Source organism: Streptococcus thoraltensis DSM 12221, assembly GCF_000380145.1.
Classification (GTDB): Bacteria; Bacillota; Bacilli; order Lactobacillales; family Streptococcaceae; genus Streptococcus; species Streptococcus thoraltensis.
This window is the reverse complement of record NZ_KB904609.1, coordinates 41,802-59,758: the sequence shown is the minus strand read 5'-3', so window position 1 is coordinate 59,758 and position 17,957 is coordinate 41,802. Positions and strand designations below refer to the sequence as shown.

The 17,957-nt window shown below is 39.5% G+C and carries 15 protein-coding genes; 14 read left to right on the top strand and 1 reads right to left on the bottom strand.

All coding sequences use genetic code 11. The features are described 5' to 3' along the window. The first annotated feature begins 136 nt into the window (after positions 1-136). From A3IA_RS0107210 to dexB, 8 genes are all read left to right on the top strand, one after another. Positions 137-1,405 (top strand): ABC transporter substrate-binding protein, encoded by a 1,269-nt coding sequence (locus A3IA_RS0107210; protein ID WP_018380654.1) that lies wholly within the window; start codon positions 137-139, stop codon positions 1,403-1,405. Positions 1,406-1,505: 100 nt separating this feature from the next. After that, complete coding sequence (locus A3IA_RS0107205; protein WP_018380653.1) at positions 1,506-2,393, top strand: carbohydrate ABC transporter permease; 888 nt, start codon at positions 1,506-1,508, stop codon at positions 2,391-2,393. An 11-nt stretch (positions 2,394-2,404) separates the two neighbouring features. Beyond that, positions 2,405-3,238, top strand: a complete 834-nt coding sequence (locus tag A3IA_RS0107200) for a carbohydrate ABC transporter permease (protein ID WP_018380652.1) — start codon at positions 2,405-2,407, stop codon at positions 3,236-3,238. 19 nt (positions 3,239-3,257) lie between these two features. Continuing rightward, a complete protein-coding gene (locus tag A3IA_RS0107195; RefSeq protein ID WP_018380651.1) occupies positions 3,258-5,060 on the top strand; it encodes a glycoside hydrolase family 2 in 1,803 nt (600 codons plus the stop codon). 14 nt (positions 5,061-5,074) lie between these two features. Continuing rightward, positions 5,075-6,475: a family 43 glycosylhydrolase gene (locus A3IA_RS0107190; protein ID WP_018380650.1), complete on the top strand. Its 1,401-nt coding sequence runs from the start codon at positions 5,075-5,077 to the stop codon at positions 6,473-6,475. Positions 6,476-6,554: 79 nt separating this feature from the next. Then, positions 6,555-7,394, top strand: coding sequence for a helix-turn-helix domain-containing protein (locus A3IA_RS0107185; RefSeq protein WP_018380649.1), 840 nt, complete (start codon positions 6,555-6,557; stop codon positions 7,392-7,394). A 433-nt stretch (positions 7,395-7,827) separates the two neighbouring features. Then, entirely contained in the window at positions 7,828-8,961 is a 1,134-nt protein-coding gene (locus A3IA_RS0107175) for an ABC transporter ATP-binding protein (protein ID WP_018380647.1), read from the top strand. Between the two features lie 220 nt (positions 8,962-9,181). Then, positions 9,182-10,792 carry a glucan 1,6-alpha-glucosidase DexB gene (gene dexB / locus A3IA_RS0107170; RefSeq protein WP_018380646.1) on the top strand — a complete coding sequence of 537 codons (1,611 nt, stop codon included), beginning with the start codon at positions 9,182-9,184 and terminating at the stop codon, positions 10,790-10,792. 278 nt (positions 10,793-11,070) lie between these two features. On the opposite strand, the gene A3IA_RS0107165 is transcribed toward dexB, so the two are convergent. Further along, positions 11,071-12,069: a LacI family DNA-binding transcriptional regulator gene (locus tag A3IA_RS0107165; protein ID WP_018380645.1), complete on the bottom strand. Its 999-nt coding sequence runs from the start codon at positions 12,067-12,069 to the stop codon at positions 11,071-11,073. 138 nt (positions 12,070-12,207) lie between these two features. On the opposite strand from A3IA_RS0107165, the gene A3IA_RS0107160 reads away from it, so the two are divergent. The 6 genes from A3IA_RS0107160 (at position 12,208) to A3IA_RS0107135 (ending at position 17,944) form a co-directional block, all read left to right on the top strand. After that, on the top strand, positions 12,208-13,380 hold the full coding sequence (locus tag A3IA_RS0107160; protein ID WP_018380644.1) for a galactokinase: 1,173 nt from the start codon (positions 12,208-12,210) through the stop codon (positions 13,378-13,380). After that, positions 13,381-14,850 (top strand): UDP-glucose--hexose-1-phosphate uridylyltransferase, encoded by a 1,470-nt coding sequence (galT, locus tag A3IA_RS0107155; protein ID WP_211209173.1) that lies wholly within the window; start codon positions 13,381-13,383, stop codon positions 14,848-14,850. Between the two features lie 15 nt (positions 14,851-14,865). Then, the gene (gene galE, locus A3IA_RS0107150; RefSeq protein WP_018380642.1) at positions 14,866-15,861 is read left to right on the top strand and encodes a UDP-glucose 4-epimerase GalE; all 996 of its coding nucleotides are present in this window, start codon (positions 14,866-14,868) and stop codon (positions 15,859-15,861) included. A gap of 106 nt (positions 15,862-15,967) precedes the next feature. Beyond that, positions 15,968-16,303 (top strand): DUF6568 family protein, encoded by a 336-nt coding sequence (locus A3IA_RS0107145; protein WP_018380641.1) that lies wholly within the window; start codon positions 15,968-15,970, stop codon positions 16,301-16,303. A 98-nt stretch (positions 16,304-16,401) separates the two neighbouring features. Next, positions 16,402-16,743 (top strand): preprotein translocase subunit YajC, encoded by a 342-nt coding sequence (gene yajC, locus A3IA_RS0107140; RefSeq protein ID WP_018380640.1) that lies wholly within the window; start codon positions 16,402-16,404, stop codon positions 16,741-16,743. Between the two features lie 451 nt (positions 16,744-17,194). Then, entirely contained in the window at positions 17,195-17,944 is a 750-nt protein-coding gene (locus A3IA_RS0107135) for an undecaprenyl pyrophosphate synthase (protein WP_018380639.1), read from the top strand. Positions 17,945-17,957: the final 13 nt, after the last annotated feature.

Genomic DNA, 17,957 nt, shown 5'->3' with positions numbered 1-17,957 from the left:
GAAAGTTTAAAACGACGTTTTTATGTTGACAGCGCTTTCTTTCAGAAATATAATAAGGTCATACAAAAAACGTTTTTTGAATACCTAATAATACATTACATCATTTTCTTTAAATGGAAAACGAAAGGAAATCAAAATGAAGAAAAAAACATGGTTAATGACAGGTGTGGCTTTATCAAGTGCATTCTTACTGGCTGCATGTGGTAATGGTGGTGATAAAGGGAGCAACACTAAACAAACCACAGGTGATAAAACGGGGACTATTACAGTCTGGTCTGCTTTTTCAGGACCTGACTTAGAAAATTATCAAAAGACTATTAATCGTTACAACGATACAAATCCAGCTTACAAAGTAAAAATGGTTCCAATGAAAGCTGATACCTTGAAACAAAAATTAACAACAGCTGGAAAATCAGGAAAGGGCTTGCCAGATATTGCAGAATTAGCTTCGGAACAGTTGCCTTACTATAAAGATTTAGGCGTTTTGGATAGCTGGGATTCTCTTATCAAAGATTCCGATATTAATGCCAAACAATACGTGCCCGCAGCTTGGGAAATTGGGACATTAGATGGAAAACAATATGGTGTTCCAGACAAGATGGATACTTGGGTAATGTATTACAACAAGGATCTTGTCGATAAATATGCTTCGGGAGCTTTGGATGACGGCATTGTTACCTATGCAGAGGTTGAAAAGGCTGGAGAAGCTGCTAAAAAAGATGGCATTTATGCAACAAGTAATGACTGGGCATCTCAAAACTTCATGAATATTTACCTTCAAATGGGCGGTAAATGGCGTGATGGTGACGGCAAGTTCAACATTGATAACAAAACAGCTAAGAAGGCTTGGGGAGAATGGAAAAACCTTTATTCCAAAGGCTATGTCGTACCGAGTGGAAAAGATGCTGTTAAAGCCTTCATGAACGGAAAAGTTATCTTCAATCCAGAAGGAACTTGGATGTTAAGTCAATATCAAGAAATTAAAGATTTTGAATGGGGCGAAACGCTAACGTTACAATGGGACGAAAACAAAGTGGTCAATGCTTCAGGAGCTGGACAATTTGCTATTTTCAAAACAAATGACGGTCGTTCTAAAAATCTCGAAAAAGGGATGGTTGACTTCCTCACTTGGTTACAATCCAATCAAGATGAAATTGTAAAATCAGGAGCTAACCCAACCTCACTTGCCATGCAAGATAATGAAGCCTACACCAAACTTCCGCAATCATTCCTTGTGACTGACGAGAAAGCACAAAAAGCTATCACAATCAATACAGATCCAGGGATGTCGCCATTTATGACAGCCTTTGATCCAAAAGGTATGGATATGTTGGATGGCAAGGCAGACATCAATGATACCTTCACCAAAATTCAACAAACCGTTGAATCTCAAATTGCTAAATAATTAATATTAGAAAGTTTTCCTTCTAATAGAAAGACAAGTTGTTGGAAATCTATGAGCTGCAATAACTTGTCTTTTAATTTATAAATGAGGAAATAAAGTTATGAAAAAAAATAAACTTCAGAAAAAGTGGAGTTGGTGGACCTTGTTGTTTGTCTCACCTTTCCTAGTTTTATTTATTACTTTTTTCTTACTGCCAGCAGTAATGGGGTTATATGTTTCGTTTACTAATTGGGATATCTATTCAACTCCCATCTGGGTAGGGTTAGAAAATTTTAAGACAATCTTGTTTGATAAGACATCGATTTGGCATACTCAGTTTGTAGAAGGCTTTCGACACACCTTCTTATTTGCTTTGATAACCGTGCCATTTTGTATCATTGTACCACTATTTTTAGCAGTGCTATTGATGAATAAACCTAGATTTATGGGATTCTTCCAAGCTGTCTTATATATGCCCAGTCTGTTTGCTATCTCTGCCGTTATGATTATCTGGGCTTTCTTACTCAGCATTTCTTACGGGCCGCAAAGTTTATTTGGACTAGATATTTTCTTTACTGGTGAGCAACCTTGGGCTTGGTTTTCTCTAGCTTTGGTGACGGTTTGGTGGACCATGGGGAGCAATCTTATCATTTACGTTGCCTCTCTCAATGGCGTTAACTCAGAAATGATTGAAGCCGCTCAAATTGATGGTGCCAGTCGCAAGCGCATTTTTTTCAGTATCCAGTTACCAAGTATCCGAGATCAATTATTGTTTACTACCGTTATGACATCAATCGCTCAATTGAATGTTTACGGTCAACCGCTGATGTTGACTAATGGTGGGCCTAATGGCTCAACTAGTGTGTTACTCATGTACATTCAACAAGCAGCCTTTAGTTCAGGTATTCCACAAGCTGGTATGGCGTCTGCAATGTCAATTTTGCTAGGCTTGGGAATTATGCTCGTATCTGTATTCCAATTCATAGCTGTACGTAAAATGAATCAATAGGAGAAAGAATAATGAAACAATCAAAATTAGCTAAAAACGTATCCTTCATCATTCTATCTATTGTTTGCCTATTTTGGATATTACCTCTTATCTGGGCAGTGTTTACCTCTTTCAAATCACAAGATGAAATTGCCTCTTCTGGATTTAGCTTTCTTCCAAAGGTATGGACCTTTGAGAATTACGCTACGCTAATGAATAACAGCGAAGCCTCACCTGTGTTTCAATGGTTTATGAACTCATTGATTATTTCCACAGCCTTTATGGTTCTAACTGTTTTTATCACAGCTTTTGCAGCCTATGGCTTTATTCGGATTCAATGGCCGGGAAGGGATTTTGTTTTTTCAGTGCTGCTGGGAAGTATGATGTTTCCGACGGTCATTAACCTTATTCCGAATTTCAAAATTATCAGTAGTTTAGGCTGGGCGAATACTTTTTTAGCCATCATTGTACCAGGTCTGGCAAGTGTTTACAATGTGTTTTTAGTAAGGCAATTTATGAGAGCTATTCCAGTGGAATTGGACGAATCAGCCTATATTGATGGGGCAAATGAATTTCAGATTTTCTGGCATATTATTTTCCCCTTAATTAAGCCTATTTTGTTAGTTGTTGCTTTGTTTAGCTTTACAGCATCATGGAATGACTTTTTGTGGCCATCAATCGTAATGACAGATGTTAGCCGCATGCCAATCACACCGGGTTTGCAACTGTTGCAGGGACAGTACCAAACTTTCCCAGGCTTATCAACTGCTGGAGCTATTTTAGCGCTAGTTCCTACATTTTTACTATACCTAGTAGCTCAAAAGTACTTTATGCAATCAATGTCATTACAAAGCGGAATGAAGTAATGGTAAGGAGTTTTTGGAAATGAAAAGAAAAGAATACCCACGTCCACAATTTCAAAGAGACAATTGGACAAATCTAAACGGACAATGGGATTTTGAATTTGATGATGATGATTTAGGGATTCGCGAAAAATGGTTTGTATCGGAAAATGATTCCTTTACTCGTAAAATCGAGGTTCCTTTTGTATATCAATCGCAAGCAAGTGGTATTAATGATCGCAAAGTTCATGATATTGTGTGGTACCGTCGCCGTTTTGACTATGTCAAAAAAGATGATAAGCGGTTGATTTTACATTTTGGTGCAGTTGATTATGAGGCGCAGATTTTCCTAAATGGTCAACTTGTCGCCAGTCATTTAGGTGGTAACACACCATTTGAAGTCGATGTGACAGACGCCTTAGTGGAAGCGATAAGTCAACTTTTGGTTGTTCGCGCTAAGGATCAACACGATGATGAAGAAATGCCTCGTGGGAAACAATTTTGGGAAAAAGAATCACGTGGGATTTGGTATACCAACTCTACTGGTATTTGGCAGACCGTTTGGTTGGAAGAAGTATCGGAGAACTATATCCACCGGGCTTACTATCATATTGATTACGATGCAGGAAGAGTTGAGATTGAAACACATTTAATCGGGAAAAATCTTCTAGGAAAAACCTTTCAATATCGTGTTCAATATGGAAATACCTTGGTAAGCGAGGGTCGTCAGAAAGTTTTGTCTCATAAGGTTGACGTCGCTGTCAATGTTCTTCAAAATCATATTTTTGCGACCAACTTCCATGACGATGGCAGGAGTTGGACACCGGAAAATCCAAATCTTTTTGATGTTCAACTATCCTTATTTGATGAAGATGATAAGGTATTAGACAAGGTTTCATCCTATTTTGGTTTTAGAAAAATTCATACGCAAAATGGCATGATTTACCTCAATAATAAACCTTTCTATCAAAAATTAGTCTTAGATCAAGGTTATTGGCCAAGTGGTTTATTGACAGCTCCAGATGATCATGATTTTGTGAAAGACATTGAGCTATCCAAAGAAATGGGGTTCAATGGTTGCCGTAAACACCAAAAAACGGAAGATCCACGATTTTTGTATTGGGCAGATGTGCTAGGCTTTGTCGTTTGGGGAGAATGTGCTGCGCCACCACTTTACACAAAGACGTCGGTCAATCGTTTGATGAGAGAATGGTCAGAGATTGTTGAGAGAGATTACAATCACCCGTCACTCATCACTTGGGTACCCATCAATGAGAGTTGGGGAGTGCCAAACATTTCTCACGATCGTCAAGAGCAACATTTCTCTCAAGCTATTTACCACTATCTTCACTCTATTGACAAATCACGCCTTGTTATTTCAAACGACGGCTGGGCTGCGACAGAAACAGACATTGTTGCCATTCATAATTACATGCACGGTCAAAAAGACGAAAAAGCTAAGTATGCCTACTATAAAGAAACCCTATCTAGTCGCGAAAACTTGCTTAGTCGTCCCTCAACTGCTTGGCCGATTTTTGCAGACGGTTTCTCATATCAAAATCAGCCGATATTACTAACAGAATTTGGCGGCATTGCCTACGAGGTCTCTAATCAAGAAGGTTGGGGATACACCAAAGTAAATAGTGAAGCTGAATTCTTGGAGGATTACGAGCGGATTATGGCGGCTCTCTACGCTTCCAAAGGTCTCTGGGGGTACTGCTATACTCAAATTACCGACGTTGAACAAGAAATCAATGGGCTACTAACCTACGATCGCAAAGCTAAATGTGATTTGTCTAAAATAAAAGAAATTAATGACCGCTTCCATGTGCCAAATGTAGAATAAGGTAGGATGAGCTTATGAAAAAAGTTATCTGCTTGCTTATTTTTCTCATAGCCGTAGCTGCAGGATGCTCCAAAGAGAAAGAAAGAACTCAAAAAAGTTCAGAAATATTTCCTGTAATTGATAGCAATGGTGCTGATCCTTGGGTATTTAAAAAAGGTGACACCTACTACTACACCAAAACAACGGGGAATAATGTGACGCTTTGGAAATCTAATCAACTGAGTACCGTAGCTTTTGGTCAAGAAAAAGTGATTTGGGACATGCCCAGTGAGTTTGAAAGTGCCTGGGCTCCAGAACTACATTATATTGATGGGCAATGGGTTATTTATGTAGCTCTTAATAAATTGGGTGAAACTCATCGTATGTATGCTATTACCAACCCTTCTAAAGATCCCTATCAAGGAAGTTGGGATTTGAAGCCCATAGCTGGCATGGATGATAAATTTGCTATCGATGGTACAGTTTTGAGCCTAAATAGTGGTCTTTATTTTATCTGGTCTGGCTGGGAAGGCTATGAAAATGTGGCACAAAACCTTTATATTACAAAAATGTCCAGTCCAACAGCGATTGCAGGCAAACGTCAACTCATTTCAAAACCAGAATTTGATTGGGAAACCAAGCAGAACCCCCTCATCAACGAAGCCCCCGAAATCTTAGTAATTGGTGATAAGGTCAATCTGACTTATTCTGCCAGTGGAAGTTGGGATGATGATTATAGTCTTGGTTTAATGACTTTATCTGTTTTTGCTAATCCTATGAACCCCAGCAATTGGGCAAAATCGAAAGAACCCATTTTCACCAAAACAGATACAACATTTGGTCCAGGTCACAATGCCTTTGTTAAAGATGATAAAGGAGACGCTTGGCTAGTCTATCACGCTGCTAGGTGGTCTCATTCAGGTTGGTCTAGGTCAATTCGCATGCAATCCTTAGAAGTTAAAAACGGTATTATCCAGAAAATGATACCACTCGAAGATACAGATAAGATAAGTCTTCCTGCAGGTGATACGAAAAGAAAGGTTTACCTTGCTAAAGACGCCCAATTAAGCGAAGGATTAAAATTAGAAAAAGACGGGTCTTTACCTGAAAAAACAAGTGTGACCGGTTTTTCGGAAACTAAAGAAAAAGCCTTTTTTGATATTTCAGTCAAAGAAGCTGGAGAGTACACCGTTTTAGCTTATGTGAAAACTGTGGATATATACACAGACGATAATCCTGTCTCTATACTTTTCATGGTTAATGGCAACGAAGAACAGATGACGTTACTGCCTTCTGATTATTATCAGCCAATTGGACAAACAGTTGCGCTGAAAGAAGGGAAAAATACTCTTAGTTTTTCTCTTGAGGTCGGGATTGATGATGTGAGGTTGAATCGTATTGAGGTGATAAAAGTTAAAAATAAGGTAAAATACTAAGTTACCTTATTTTCTTTTTTGATTGACCATCTTCTATGCTATAATCATACTAAACCTCAATAGGAAAGGGAGTTTTATAGTGCTTAGTGATTTGTTTCCTGGAGCGATGTTGTCCGATGTTGCCACTGCTCATCAGGATGTTCTTGTCTTACCGCTAAATCAGGGGTTTCTTCATTTGCCTAAAGCTAACCTGACCAAGAGAGAACTGGCTCTAATTCAGCTTTTGTCCTTGGGTGAAGAAGGAGCAACCACTGATAACAGTTGGCAATCTTTTCTTCAAGGGGAGTCTACATTACCGATTGCTGAAAGGGATTTGCAACTCATTTATTTGCACCATCCTTCGCCTCTGTCTTCTGAATTGAAACGTCTCTTAAAAGATATTTTTCCAAATAGTCTGCTTGTGACAGAATTATCGGCTCATCAATCTCTTTTGGTTCTGGATGCCAGTGACTTACATGATTCTTCAGACATCATCAAGGATTTGCTTCCAACGATTGAGGGTGATTTTGGCCTTTCTTTAAAGGTATCTATTGGGAATGCTTGGACAGGATTTTCGGAGCAGGATTTACAGATCATTCTGAGCATGGAATATGCCATCTTTCAAGAATCCCGTGAAGAGAATGCCCAGCAGTTGATAACAACATTCGCACAGGCTCTGCTCTGGTCTCTGGCTAAAAAAAGGGATATAGCCTTGCTTAGTCAGAAACTGATTGCGCTTATGGATAGGCTAAAAGACGGTCGTGATTTGGTCATTGCTATGTGGCAGGAACATGGCAATCTAGTGCAAACAGCCCAACGACTTTTTATTCATCGGAATTCTCTTCAATATCGCTTGGACAAATTCTATCAGACGACCGGACTAAATCTTAAGAATTTGGATGATTTAGCCTTAGCTTATTTATTGATTCTAAAGAACTAGAGTTTAACCTAGTTTCAGGTTGAAGGAAACGTCTATTTGGACAATTTTCTTCAACCTTTTTTGTTTTTTTGGAAAGAAAATGCTCAGAAAAGATTACCAATCCTCTTTGAAAATCAAATTCAGCCCTTCTTTGTTTGACTTGCTGACCTTGAGTTCTATCTATGTCGGTGTCACCTCGTTTGATTTTCATTGACTATAAATCAACCTTTCTAAGTTTTTATTTCTAATCAAATCTTACATTTTCAATTCTTCTATCGTTTAGAGCGATTGTCTAGGATCTGGAACTATATATTGGTCTATTTTTTCTTTTTGGTCATCCTGCACAAATCGTTTTGGAGGATATGACCATATCTTGAAAACGCTATCTTTGTTATACTTAAAACATCAGTAAATAGTCTAAATAAAAGTTTAGAATGATTTCAAAGGAGAAAACATGGTTGAATTAAATTTAAATCGTATACACAAAAAATACCCAAATACAGACCACTATGCGGTTGAAGACTTCAATTTGGACATTAAAGACAAAGAATTTATCGTTTTTGTTGGTCCATCAGGATGCGGTAAATCAACAACTCTTCGCATGATTGCCGGACTTGAGGATATTTCAGAGGGTGAACTTCTCATTGATGGCGAAGTGGTTAATGACAAGTCTCCCAAAGACCGTGATATTGCGATGGTTTTCCAAAATTATGCCCTTTACCCACACATGAGCGTCTATGATAACATGGCTTTTGGACTTAAATTGCGCAAGTACAAAAAAGCCGACATCGATACACGTGTTAAAGAAGCAGCGCAAATTCTTGGTTTGACAGAATTCCTAGACCGTAAACCTGCTGATCTCTCTGGTGGACAACGCCAACGTGTGGCAATGGGACGTGCCATTGTTCGTGATGCTAAGGTTTTCCTTATGGATGAGCCTTTGTCAAACTTGGATGCCAAACTTCGTGTATCAATGCGTGCCGAAATTGCTAAAATCCATCAACGTATCGGATCAACAACCATCTACGTTACCCACGACCAAACAGAAGCGATGACTTTGGCTGACCGTATCGTCATTATGAGTGCAACGAAGAATCCTCAAGGTAATGGTACTATTGGTAGAATCGAGCAGGTTGGTACACCTCAAGAGCTTTACAATACTCCTGCTAACAAGTTTGTCGCAGGCTTTATCGGAAGCCCAGCTATGAACTTCTTTGAAGTGTCGGTTAAAGATGGTTTTATTGTAAGTGATGATGGCATTAATATCGCGATTCCAGAGGGGCAAGAAAAACTGTTAGAAGCCAAGGGCTATAAAGGTAAAAAAGTTGTTTTTGGTATTCGTCCAGAAGATATTTCAGGAAACCTTCTTGTCAAAGATACCTATCCAAACGCTCAGGTGAATGCTGAAGTCTTGGTATCAGAGTTATTAGGTGCTGAAACGATGCTCTATGTGAAGTTGGGTCAAACGGAATTTGCTTCTCGAGTTGATGCGCGTGATTTCCACAATCCGGGTGAACAAGTTAGCCTAACCTTTAACGTTGCCAAAGGGCATTTCTTTGATATTGAAACAGGGAAAGCTATTCGTTAATTCGGTTAATGACTAAAGTAACTCCTAAGAAAACAGAATCTTCAGTGGTGCTCACTGGGGATTTTGCTATCTTAGTGGTTTAATAATCTGATTTTTTAAGTAATATTCTTTGAAAATTAAAATGATAGACTGTTGATGGCGCCTTGCCGTACTCAAGCACTGTCTGCGGCTTATCGCTTGGTCTAATTTTGATTTTCTTTGAGCATAAGAAAGGTATTTTATGGAAAAACATTGGTGGCATTCGGCTACAATTTATCAAATTTACCCTAAATCTTTTATGGATTCTAATGGAGATGGGATTGGAGATCTTCAAGGGATTATTTCAAAACTAGATTATCTTGAAAAACTTGGTATTACGGCTATTTGGCTGTCTCCAGTTTATCAGAGTCCCATGGATGACAATGGTTATGACATTTCTGATTATGAAGCTATTGCAGACATCTTTGGCGACATGAGCGATATGGAAGAGCTTCTTAATCAAGCTAACGCGCGCGGTATTAAGATTATCATGGATTTGGTGGTCAATCATACGTCTGATGAACATGCTTGGTTTATTGAAGCGCGTGACAACGCAGATAGCCCTGAGAGGGACTATTATATCTGGCGTGATCAGCCTAATGATTTAGTCTCTACTTTCTCCGGTTCTGCTTGGGAATACGATGATAAATCAGGTCAGTATTACTTACACCTTTTTAGTAAAAAACAACCTGATCTCAACTGGGAAAATGAAGAACTGCGCCATAAAATCTATGATATGATGAATTTCTGGATTGATAAGGGCATTGGTGGTTTTCGAATGGATGTCATTGATCTTCTTGGAAAAATCCCTGATCAGAAAATTCGGGAAAATGGACCAAAATTGCATGATTACCTAAAAGAAATGAATCAAGCCAGCTTTGGCAAATATGATTTATTGACAGTCGGGGAGACTTGGGGAGCAACGCCTGAAATTGCCAAACAGTATTCTAATCCGGATAATCAGGAATTATCTATGGTCTTTCAGTTTGAGCATATTGGCTTACAGCACAAGCCAGATCGACCAAAATGGGATTATGCAGAAGGCTTAGATGTGCCGGCGCTCAAGCGTATCTTTAACAAGTGGCAAACCCAACTAGAATTAGGTCAGGGGTGGAATTCCCTCTTTTGGAACAATCATGATTTGCCTCGCGTCTTGTCTATCTGGGGTGATACCGGGATTTATCGTGAGAAGTCAGCTAAGGCTTTGGCGATTTTACTACATTTAATGCGCGGAACGCCTTATATCTATCAGGGTGAAGAAATTGGCATGACCAACTATCCTTTTGAAAATCTAGAACAATTAGAAGATATTGAGTCTTTGAACTACGCTAAAGAGGCATTGGAAGATGGTGGAAATCTGGCTGACATCATGGACAGTATCCGCGTAATCGGTCGCGACAATGCTCGGACACCAATGCAGTGGTCAGCCGAAAAACAGGCAGGCTTTTCAAGTTCTGAGAAGACTTGGTTACCCGTTAATCCTAATCACAAAGAAATCAACGTAGCAGCTGCTTTAGAAGATAAAAACTCCATTTTCTATACCTATCAGCAACTAGTATCCCTACGCAAGGAAGCAGAATGGCTAGTGGATGCTGACTTCGAGTTGATTGATACTGAAGAAAAAGTCTTTGCCTATAAACGCTATACTGAAGCTGAAACCTACTTGGTAGTGGTCAATCTCTCTGACCAAGAGCAAGCTATCAAACTAACCTGTCCTGTTCAGGAGACCATTATCTCAAACACTGATATTCAGCAGGTGGTTAACACTCAAACCTTGAAACCTTGGGATGGCTTTTGTGTAAGGGTGAAATAGATCATAAGTAAGCGTCCCATAACGAGGTATATTGAAAAACATTCCAAGGTTCGGATTAACTCTGGAATGTTTTCGATTAACAGTATACTGGGGGATTGAGAGGAAGACTAGGTACCCTGTGATGGAGCACTTACGATCATGACAGGATGGCAAAAAATTATTTTTGCCATCCTCACTAGGTCGATGGTGATACTATAAAAAAGAATAAGTCAGCGTTCTGAGCAAAAGAGTGCTGGCTTGTTCTTTTTGTTATATCTCATTTTGTATAATATACTGCCTCAGAGACTACTTTCTCTCAGTGTTAATTGGGTTCCTAGTTTAGTAACCGTAGCAACTGGTCTAGGATTGATGGCTTGTCGATTAAGCACATCAACAGCAGTCTGCCCCATTTCACTTGTAAAGACGGTGATGCTAGATAAAGTTGGATAGACCTGTTTCGTGATAGGGGTATCGTTAAAGGCAATCAGTTGTACCTCTTGGGGCACCTTGATAGTAGCTTCTTGCAGCGCTCGTAAAGCTCCGACAGCTAAGGTATCATTAGCAATGAAGAAAGCTTTCGGTAAATCTTGCTCAAGTTCTTGAATGGCTTGTGTCATTAGCTGATAGCCGGATTCAGCTGAAAATTCTCCCACAAAGATACTTGTAGCATCATATATCCCCTGCTCATGAGTGTAATTACGGAAAGTGCGAAAACGTGGGTCAATCAACACTTCCAAGCCATCGCTAGTTCTTTCTTCCCCTGCAATCATGCCGATTTTCGTCAATCCCTTGCTTATAAAATGGTCGATAACGGAAATAACAGCATTATCAAAATCAGTCGTCACACAATGATAACCTTTTGTTAAGGTGTCACTATCGACAAAAACGAGGTTACGGTGGCAAGTGCTAAATTGTTTGATTTGTTTCTGACTGAATTTGCCAATAGCGATGATACCAATGGTTTCTTCGGGTAATTTTTCTGGTTCTTGATTAAAAAAACGGATAATATCATACTGTAACTCCTGTGCGCGTTTTTCAATGCCTAAGCGAATGGCATGGTAGTACAAGTCATTAAGTTCTTCCTGCTCCGTATACCACTGGATAATGGCGATTTTATGACGCACTTTTGGTGCATTCAGTGTTTTTAAATGCTTTTGATAGCCTAAGTCGTCTGCTATTGTTAAGATACGATGCCTCGTTTCTTCTCCAACAGAAAGTGTCGGATCTTGATTTAAAACGCGCGAAACTGTTGCTTGTGATACTTTAGCTAGTTGAGCAATGTCTTTTAGGGTTGCCATTTTCTTCTCCAATTGGTTTATGATGTCTCTATTTTATCAAAATTCAAGATGGAATTAGTAAAAATTTAGTAAAAATATTGTAAAGCCATCTGGCTAAGATTACAATAAAATCAAGAAATCATAAAAGGAGACTCTCACATGAAATCACAAGATTTAAAGCAGGCTTTTACTGACATTTTTGGTATGAAAGCTGATGCAACCTTCTTTTCACCAGGTCGTATTAATTTGATTGGCGAACACACCGATTACAATGGCGGTCATGTGTTTCCAGCGGCTATTACCTTAGGAACCTACGGGGCTGCTCGTAAGCGTGACGACAAGACATTACGCTTTTATTCAGCTAACTTTGATGATTTAGGTATTATTGAAGTCGATTTGAATGATTTGGTCTTTGATAAAGCAGATTATTGGACTAACTACCCTAAAGGTGTCATCAAATTCTTACAAGAAGCTGGTCACACCATTGATACTGGCTTTGAGCTTTACGTCTATGGCAATATTCCTAATGGTTCAGGGCTTTCTTCATCAGCATCTTTGGAGCTTTTGACAGGGATAGTCGTAGAAGAACTCTTTGGCTTGAACTTAGATCGTCTTGATTTAGTAAAAATTGGTAAACAAACGGAAAATGACTTTATCGGTGTCAATTCAGGTATCATGGATCAGTTTGCCATTGGTATGGGTGCAGATAAAAAAGCTATCTACCTAGACACCAATACGCTAGAATATGACCTTGTACCACTTGATCTTGGAGACAATGTCATTGTCATCATGAACACCAACAAACGCCGTGAATTAGCGGATTCTAAATATAACGAACGACGTTCTGAATGCGAAAAAGCGGTTGAAGAGTTAAATAAAGAATTGGATATTCAGACTCTTGGCGAATTGGATGCTGACACCTTCGACCAGTACGCCTATCTCATCAAAGATGAAAACCGTCTTAAACGTGCCCGCCACGCCGTTCTTGAAAATCAACGCACGCTTAACGCTAAAGAGGCCCTAGTTTCAGGTGATTTGCAAAGTTTTGGACGTCTCATCAACGCTTCACACGTGTCACTCGAACACGACTACCAAGTGACAGGTCTCGAATTAGATACTCTGGCACACACAGCTTGGGAGCAAGAAGGTGTCTTAGGAGCTCGAATGACAGGAGCAGGTTTTGGCGGTTGTGGAATTGCCATTGTTGCCAAAGATAAGGTAGATGATTTTAAAGAAAATGTTGGTAAAATCTACACCGAGGTTGTTGGTTATGCCCCTGAATTTTACATCGCTGAGATTGCCGGTGGTTCACACGTTCTAGAAAGAAAGTAAATCATGACAGTTATTGATGCATTTGTTGCCAAGGTCATTGAACTTGGCGACTATACTGAACAAGATGCCCTTTACCTTTTTAATCGCGTTTTAGCCCTCGTTGGTGAGGTTAGTGGAAATCCTGACAGTCAGTCAAAGACCTTGATTGATTTGAAGGAAGACTTGCTTGACTTGGCTGTGGCAAACGGCAAAGTAGGTGCTCTGCTTGAAGAAAGAGACTCTCTGGGTGCTGAATTGATGAATTTTATCACACCTATTCCAAGCAAGGTCAACAAAAACTTTTGGGAAACTTATGAACAATCACCAGAAAAAGCTATCGCTGACTTTTACGCCCTTTCTCAAAGAAATGACTACATCAAGTTGGCAGCTATTTCCAAAAATATCGCCTTTAAAACCCCATCTAAATACGGCGATTTAGAAATCACCATCAATTTATCAAAGCCTGAGAAGGATCCTAAAGCTATCGCTGCGGCAAAGCTCATGAAAAGTTCTAGTTATCCCAAATGTCAACTCTGTATGGAAAATGAAGGTTATCAGGGACGCTTGGATCATCCCGCACGCGCCAATCACCGTATTATTCGCTTACCCTTAGGCGACGAAGAATGGGGCTTCCAGTATTCACCTTATGCCTACTTTAATGAGCATAGCATCGTTTTAAATACGCAACATGTGCCCATGGTCATTAGTCAAAAAACCTTTGAACAACTTTTGGATATTGTTGATTTGCTACCGGGGTATTTTGTCGGATCAAATGCAGACCTGCCAATTGTTGGTGGTTCTATCTTGACTCATAATCACTATCAAGCAGGTCGTCACGTTTTTCCGATGGAAGTGGCAGAAACAGTCAAATCCTTCACATTTAAAGGATTTGAAAGGATTGAAGCTGGTATTGTTAATTGGCCCATGTCGGTGTTGCGCTTAACTGCAGATAGCAAAGCAGATTTGGTAGCCTTGGCAGAGCAGATTCGTTTAGCTTGGCGCGATTATAGTGATAGTAAGGCAGAGATTATCGCCTACACAGGTGACACACCACATCACACAATCACGCCTATTGCTCGTCGTAAAAATGGTCGTTTCCAATTGGATTTGGTTTTGCGTGACAATCACACGTCACCAGAACATCCAGATGGCATCTATCATCCTCATGCCGATGTTCAACATATCAAAAAAGAAAATATCGGTTTGATTGAAGTTATGGGTCTGGCTATCTTGCCACCGAGACTCAAAGACGAACTTTTAGAAGTTGAAAAATACCTCCTCAACCAGTACAATGAAATAGCAGACTATCATAAAAACTGGGCTGACCAGTTGAAAGATGAACACCCAGAAGTCAGTCCAGAAAACGTGCAAGAAATTGTCTATCAAGCAGTGGGACACACCTTTGCACGAGTTTTAGAAGATGCAGGCGTCTATAAAAATCAAGCAGACTTTATGCGTTTTGTGGAAAGTATTGGTATTGTCGAAGTTTAGAAAGATAGGGGAATTATGGGAATATTAGTTTTAGGTGGAGCTGGTTATATTGGCTCTCACATGGTCGATCGTTTGGTAGAAACAACAGATGAAAACGTTATTGTTGTGGATAATTTGGTGACAGGGCATCGTGCAGCTGTTCATCCAAAAGCTAAGTTTTATGAAGGTAACTTGGCTGATCAAGATTTTATGCGTCAAGTCTTTAAGGAAAATCCTGACATTGATGCCGTTATCCACTTTGCAGCTTTCTCACTAGTTGCAGAATCCATGGCAGATCCTTTGAAATACTTTGATAACAACACAGTTGGCATGGTCAAACTCTTAGAAGTCATGAATGAATGTGGCGTGAAAAATATCGTCTTTTCTTCAACAGCGGCTACCTACGGTATTCCAGAAGAATTGCCAATTAAAGAAACCACACCGCAGAGACCTATTAACCCATACGGTGAAAGCAAACTCATGATGGAGTCGATTATGAAGTGGGCGGATCAAGCTTATGGTATCAAGTTTGTGCCTCTTCGTTACTTCAATGTTGCTGGTGATAAGCCAGACGGTTCTATCGGTGAAGACCATCGTCCAGAAACTCATCTCTTGCCTATTGTGCTTCAAGTCGCTCTTGGTCAACGGGAGAAAATTTCAATCTTTGGATCGGATTATGACACTAAAGATGGGACTAATGTCCGTGACTACGTCCACCCATTTGACTTGGCTGATGCCCACCTTTTAGCAGTGAAGTATCTCCGTGAAGGCAAGGAATCAACTGCCTTTAACCTTGGTTCATCAACAGGATTTTCAAATCTTGAAATCGTTGAAGCGGCTCGCCGTGTGACAGGCAAGGAGATTCCACTTGAAATGGCAGCTCGTCGTCCAGGTGATCCGGACAGCCTAATTGCAGAATCAAGCAAAGCGCGTGAGGTTCTTGGCTGGCAACCACAATTTGATAATATCGACAAAATCATCGAAACAGCTTGGGCATGGCACTCAAACCATCCGCATGGTTATGATGATTAGCCAAAATAAATAGTGACAAGAAAAAGAAGAGACTCGTTTCAGATAATTGAATCTCTTCTTTTTTAGGTGTAAAATGTAGGAAAACTAAGTAAAGTGAGGATTTAACATGTCAGAATTTGCATCAGCTTTTAACCCTATTTCAGCAGTGGCTGCTGAGGATGCTATCAAGAATCAAGAAAAGTTCATTCTTTTTATTGGTCGACCAACGTGTCCATACTGTCAACGTTTTGAGCCAAAATTAACTAAGGTTGCTAAGGATAATCGTCTAAGCGTCAATTATCTCCACTCGGAAGATTTTTCACAAGGTGACAACATCCAAGCCCTCCGTGATAAATATGGTATTAAGACTGTTCCAGGTCTTCTTGTGGCTGAAAATGGTCAAGTACGTGTGATTTGCGATTCATCACTTTCTGAAGAAGAAATTCTTGACTTTATTGGCTAAGACTTTAGGCTGATTTTAAAAGAATAGCGAGCTAACCTTGTTTGTTGGCTCTTTTTTTACTATAATGGTAAGTAATCTATACTTGGAGGAGAATAAGGATGCCAACATTACTAATTATGGTCGTTATCATGGCGGGGATGATGTATTTGACAACTCGTCAACAGAAAAAAGCAGCTAAACAGCGTCAAGATCAAATGAATGCCCTCACTAAAGGTGACGAAGTTGTTACCATCGGTGGTCTTTATGGAGTCGTTGATGAAGTCAATCGTGCGGAACAAAAAATTGTTCTTGATATTGATGGAGTGTATCTAACATTTGAATTATCAGCTATCAAGCGCGTGGTGACAAAAGTTGGAGATATTCCAGGTGAAATCGGACTTGTTAATGAGCCAGCAGTAAAAACTGATATGGCAGAAGATTCAGCAATTGAACCAAGCTAATTTGTATTGCGTGATGACTAGAAAGTCTATTGGCTGGATTGAAGACGCTAATGATCTTAGCAATATATTAATCTAATGGTGACAAAAGTGGTTTTAAAAAAACTTATCTTTTGTCGCTTTTTTTATTTTTATAGTCAAATGAATTAACTTTGAGACAAGGAATTGAGACGTGGACAGTACTTGAGTAGGGCAAGTCGAAAGTGACGATGTCTTAAAGGAAATTCTAAAGACTATACAAGGATAAGTCACATGATTTGCTAGATTACTATTCAGTGAACAGTAAATTAAAACACTCTTGACTTGATGGAAATCAGATTTATCTGCTATCTGTGTCGCCTAGTCTGATTTTCATTGAAGATCAGCATTTCTCGAGAAGGATGATATAAAACATGGCTAAATAGGCTTAAAATATGGTAAAATAAGATGATTATGCTTTGATGAAGGAAGACAGATGTTTGGATTAAAACGAAAAAATACGGAATTGATTCTTGACAAGATTCCGAAACATATTGGGATTATTATGGATGGCAATGGTCGTTGGGCTAAAAAACGTCTCCAACCAAGAGTCATGGGGCATAAGGCAGGGATGAATGCTTTGCAAAAAGTCACGATTGCTGCTTCTGAGTTAGGTGTCAAAGTTTTGACAGTTTATGCTTTCTCGACAGAAAACTGGTCGCGTCCAGAAGATGAGGTGAAATTTATCATGAATCTTCCGGTCGAATTCTTTGATAAATATGTTCCAGAATTGCACAAGAATAATGTTCGTATTCAGATGATTGGAGAGCGTCATCGCCTACCTAAAGAGACACTTGCAGCTCTTGAAAAAGCATTAGAGAAAACGAGACATAATTCTGGACTGGTCCTTAATTTTGCTCTTAATTATGGCGGTAGAGCAGAGATTGTGGAAACCGTTCGTGAAATAGCTCAGGAAGTTTTAGATGCTCGCTTAAATCCTGGTGATATTACTGAAGATCTCATATCAGGACACTTGATGACCAGTCATCTGCCGTACCTATATCGTGACCCTGACTTGGTCATTCGTACAAGTGGAGAGTTGCGCACAAGTAATTTTCTCCCTTGGCAGATTGCCTACAGTGAGCTCTATTTCACTAATAAGCTGTGGCCAGATTTTGATGAATCTGCCCTTAAAGAAGCTATTTCAGATTATAACCGCAGGCACCGTCGATTTGGTGGCCTGTAATCCAGAAAGGAAT